Annotated in this window: 2 pseudogenes; both read left to right on the top strand. The window is 68.3% G+C overall.

From position 1 onward, the window contains the following. Window positions 1–540 (top strand): annotated as a pseudogene (locus ACEPPI_RS40465) (peptidase M23); the annotation flags it as partial. Between the two features lie 37 nt (window positions 541–577). Next, window positions 578–1,620, top strand: a pseudogene (locus tag ACEPPI_RS40470) (peptidase M23); the annotation flags it as partial.

Genomic DNA, 1,620 nt, shown 5'->3' on the forward strand with positions numbered 1-1,620 from the left:
GAAACCGCACCCGACGGCCGACTCGAAGTCTTCGCCCTCTCCGACACCACCTTCCAGCACCTCTACCAGACCGGAGTCAACGGCGCCTGGTCCGCCTGGGAGACCTTCGGCGGCGGCGGACACGACCTCACCGTCAATCACAACACCGATGGACGGCTGGAGGTCTTCGCCTCCAACCCCAGCGGCGTCTTCCACCGCTGGCAGACCAGCCTTTCCGCCTGGTCCGGCTGGGAGGGAATGGGCGGCCCGGCGAACTCCGAGATGACGTCGGACCGTTCGGCGGACGGCCGGGTCGAGGTGTTCGCGATCAACGGCAGTACCGCCGCCCACATCTGGCAGACCGATCCGAACGCCCCCTATTCGGCTTGGGAAACCATCGGCGGTGGCGGCACCGAGATCACCGCCGGCCACAACGCCGACGGGCGCATCGAAGTCTTCGCGACGAGCAGCGCCGGCGTCTTCCACCGCTGGCAGACCGGTTTCTCCGCCTGGTCCGAATGGGGCTGGGTGGGCACTTCCGCAGGGCCGGGCATCGCGTGAACTCCGCACATTTCACTTCACGATAGAAGGGCAGACAATGGCGATAACTGATTTGCGCCGCGTGTTCACCAGACTGGCCTTCGTGGCCGGCACCTGGGCGTTGGCCGTCGGGATGACCGCCTCGGTCGCCGTCGCCGCACACGCGCCCGTTCCGGATCCGGTTCCGGGCAAGGACCACTCCGGGGTCTCCCGGTATTTCAGCGGCCCCCAGGGCTTCGCCATTCCGACCGTGCCGTGTGATCCGGCCGGTCCGTCGGCCGCCGACGGCATCATGGCCGACCAGCTCAACCCGCAGTTGCACGCGAAGATGGCCGGCTACATGGACGCCTACAAGGTGTCCTGCGCGCGGATGGTCACGCAGGCGGTCAAGGACCGGGGCCTCAACCAGAGGGCCGCGGCCATCGCGATCGCCACGATCATCGTGGAGTCCAGCGTCAACAACTACGCCCAGGCCGTCGACTACACCAGCCTCGGGCTGTTCCAGCAGCAGGACTGGTGGGGCACCCGTGAGGAGCGGCTGAACCCGGCCCACGCCACGAACGCCTTCTTCGACGAGGTGGAACGGATGTATCCGGGCGGCTCGTGGAACAACGAGGCGATCGGCGAGGTGTGCTGGCACGTCCAGCGACCGCGCGAGGACCTGCGCGGCCTCTACGCCATCGAGGCGGACGACGCGGTGATCATGGCCAACGCACTGTGGTCCGGTACGAGCAGCACCGGCCCCAAGCACCCCTACGGCGCCGGTCGTGTGGTGTCCGGGCGGTCCGCGGACGGGCGGCTGGAGGCCTTCGCCGCCGGAGCCGACGGCGTGTACCACTCCTGGCAGACCGCGGTGAACGGCGCCTGGTCGCAGTGGCGATTCGAAGGCGGACCCCGCAACGCACAGCTCTCCGTAGCGGCCAACGCCGACGGACGACTCGAGGTCTTCGCCCTCTCCGACGCCACCTTCGACCACATGTGGCAGACCGCGGTGAACGGCTCGTGGTCCACCTGGGCCAACTTCGGCGGCGGCGGATACCGACTCGCCACCGGCAACAACGCCGACGGCCGCATCGAAGTCTTCGCCTCCAACACCAACGG

It is taken from the genome of Streptomyces sp. AB3(2024) (assembly GCF_041862025.1).
Taxonomy (GTDB): Bacteria; Actinomycetota; Actinomycetes; order Streptomycetales; family Streptomycetaceae; genus Streptomyces.